The 3060-nt window shown below is 32.2% G+C and carries 3 protein-coding genes; 1 reads left to right on the top strand and 2 read right to left on the bottom strand.

The features are described from left to right. Positions 1–53: 53 nt before the first annotated feature. Together WFK35_RS21845 and WFK35_RS21840 are read right to left on the bottom strand one after the other, a co-directional pair. Positions 54–629 (bottom strand): NAD(P)-dependent oxidoreductase, encoded by a 576-nt coding sequence (locus tag WFK35_RS21845; protein WP_336734667.1) that lies wholly within the window; start codon positions 627–629, stop codon positions 54–56. Between the two features lie 660 nt (positions 630–1289). Next, complete coding sequence (locus WFK35_RS21840; RefSeq protein ID WP_336734669.1) at positions 1290–2207, bottom strand: ClpXP adapter SpxH family protein; 918 nt, start codon at positions 2205–2207, stop codon at positions 1290–1292. A 248-nt stretch (positions 2208–2455) separates the two neighbouring features. Here WFK35_RS21840 and WFK35_RS21835 point away from each other — a divergent pair, with 248 nt between their 5' ends. Further along, positions 2456–2824 (top strand): winged helix-turn-helix transcriptional regulator, encoded by a 369-nt coding sequence (locus tag WFK35_RS21835; RefSeq protein WP_076390327.1) that lies wholly within the window; start codon positions 2456–2458, stop codon positions 2822–2824. Positions 2825–3060: the final 236 nt, after the last annotated feature.

Genomic DNA, 3060 nt, shown 5'->3' with positions numbered 1-3060 from the left:
GCCTTCCACCTTTTCCTACCCCGACCTCTTTCGAATCCAACCCTCCTAAAAAATTAAAAATTTTGCAAGACTTGTGCCGGAAATGTTTTACCTTTTCCATTCTTGAAAATATTTTTTTTCGCAAAACCTTCATCAGTCAGATTAATTAAAGGAAGCCTTACCAATGTCCAGTTCAGATTGCTTTCATTCAAAAGCTCATATTCTTTTTGCTTATCGGTAGTTGTTTCAGGATAATTTTGATACATCCAGTCGGTTGCCATTTTCACCTTTTCATTTTTATGATCAAATGGTGTATTTACATTCAGTCCTGTTGTAACGATATAACGTTTGATTCCGTAGGAATTCATTGCTTTAATTATATTACTTGTTGCATCGCTGAAAATTGATTTTTCGCCGACTGATTGTCCTAGTGTACTTATCACTACATCACAATCTTTAATTAAATGATGAACAGCTTCAGAATTTCTGACATCACCTTTCACAATATTAATCAAAGGACTCTTAAGAGTAAAATTCTCAGGATTCCTTAATAACATTCTGATAGGATATTGTTTATTTAAAAGACTTTGAACAAGAAATTTTCCCGATTTTCCTGTTCCGCCGATAACGGCTATTGTATTTGTATTCATGATATTCTCTTTATAATGCAAAAGCAAAATTGTTAATGTACAATTGCTTTTTAGGTTTAAAAAAAAGATTTAATGGGTTCACGGATTTTGAACCATAGGATTTTCAGGCTATAATATTATCCTGAAATATTGGGCGTTATTTATAAAGAGATTTTGATGAGATAAAGATAGGAATTTTTCAATGACGAGAAGATATTTAATGCAAAAAAGTAACAAAGCTTTGATCTTCTGTATCAAAAAAATAAAATACGTGTCGAAGTATATACCAACAAAAAAGAAGACCATAAATCCGCTTTTGGAGATTATTTAACAAAAAAATAATATCACAAATTTATCCATCAAAAAATATAAATTTTAACATTTAGTATATTGTCTGGCAAACATTTTATTCCTACATTTACTATGAAATACAACTGAAGTGGAAACATATTTTGCTTTTTTCAATTCTGAAATCGCAATTAAATTTATAAAAATTTAAGCACAGCATCGTCGGCTGTGCTTTTTTATTGTTGTCTAATTAAAAAAATGAGATGTATTTATCTACTGGATCTGCTCCTAAAGAGCAGATTCTTTTACATTGATAACAATGGCAATAAAAATCCGGAAATTCAATGAACTTCCGGATGTTAAAAAAAACTTGCTAAATATTAATGAAATTAATTATGATTTAAGGGTCCACATAGAACCGTTTTTGGTGGTCAGCTTTTCTAGTTTTCCTTTATCTGAAAGCTCGTTTAACAGTCTTTCACTTTCCTTTCTGGGAGTTCCCGATAATTCTGAAAATTCCTTTGCAGAAAGCGAATTATACTTTTCAAAAAGATTCTCCCAGTTTTTAGAGTACTCAGATTTTTTGGTGTCCGAATTCACTCGCAGAACAGCCGTTTCATAGAATGCGTAAGGTTTAGAACCGTACACAATTTCTCTTTTTCCTGCATCATTGGTAAAAAACATCGTAGGAAAACCGCGAACTCCCATCTCTCTTGCCAGCTTCAGATCTTCCTGAAAAAGCTCTTTTGCTCTTCCTTCAAAGTCTTTTTTCAGCTGATCTGTATTTAATTCTGCTTTTTTTGCTGCGGTTACCATATGCTCCCATTTTGCAATATTTTTTTTCTTCAAAAATACCATTTCACGAAGCTCTCTCAGGAAATCAAGTGCTTTTTCTCTGTCCTGCATCTGCGCAGCTTTAAAAGCGATAGAAGGCGGATAAGAAGAATCCAGCGGATCCTGTAGCCAGATATCGCCGTCGATAGGCATATCGTAATAAAGACTTACTTCGTCCCAATGATGCGCAACATCAGAAGGTTTGCTGATTCCTCCGCTGTTATAGCTCCAGTCCGGAAGAAGCCCTCCCATTCTGTATTCTATATCTATGTTATCTCCGTATTCCAGTTTTAATTTTCTCAGCTGAGGCTCAATTCCCGAGCATGAAGAGCAGATTGGATCTGTAAAATAAATAACTTTTACAGGTTTTTCGTCAGTCATTACATCAATATTCCCAATTTCAAACTTTTCTCCGGGAACTTCACAAACTCCTGTCGCAGGATCGCATAATAGAGGATTTGTAGATCTGTTTTCCATTTTTTTACTTTTATCATTCTGTCCGTTACAACTGCTTAAAGCTACGGTGAGGAACATAAATGTTAGTATTTTATTGTTTATCATTTTTTGAGATGATAAATATTTTACAATTTTTTAATGTTATCACAAATCTAATATATAATCATCATACTCTGGTAATGGATTTCCTTTTAGAAACTGGTTTCCTCGAGGAAACTACCTTTCTGTTTTTTTATTATCTTTACAGCACTATAATTTATTTTGAAATCATGAAAAAAGAAGCTAACCTGAATATTACTCCTATCTGTAAAAACCGTATGAACGCAATCAAAGATTCAATGGAAATTTTATCCGGAAAATGGAAATTTCATATTCTCGGAACTTTAATGCAGAGCGAAAAAATGCGTTTTATGGATCTTTTAAGAGAAATTGACGGTATTGCAGCCAAAATGCTTTCAAAAGAACTTCAGGATATGGAAATCAACCATCTCATCAAACGTACTGTTCTGGACACAAAACCTGTAACTGTAGAATATGAAATAACCGAATATGGGAAAACCATTGAGCCGATTATTGATGAAATTGCCAAATGGGGAATTGAGTACAGGAAATCTTTATATCAAAAAACCGACAAATAGTTTCTGCCGGTTGAAAAAACAAAAATTGATATGGATATGATTGATATGTGTTTTAATGCTTTGATTTTTTATTAAAACAAATTTATATTTATTTAGACTTAATAAAAATAATATTTGAATGACATTTGTCACTTTAAAGAAAATCTTGCAAATTAAAGTTAAATAGGAACTTGTTAAACTAATTTTAAATTTAACCGCAAAAGATATAAAAGACTTTATTGGGTTTATTTAAAGTA

The organism is Chryseobacterium sp. VD8 (assembly GCF_037149975.1).
Classification (GTDB): Bacteria; Bacteroidota; Bacteroidia; order Flavobacteriales; family Weeksellaceae; genus Chryseobacterium; species Chryseobacterium indicum.
This window is presented reverse-complemented; position numbering and strand designations above follow the sequence as displayed.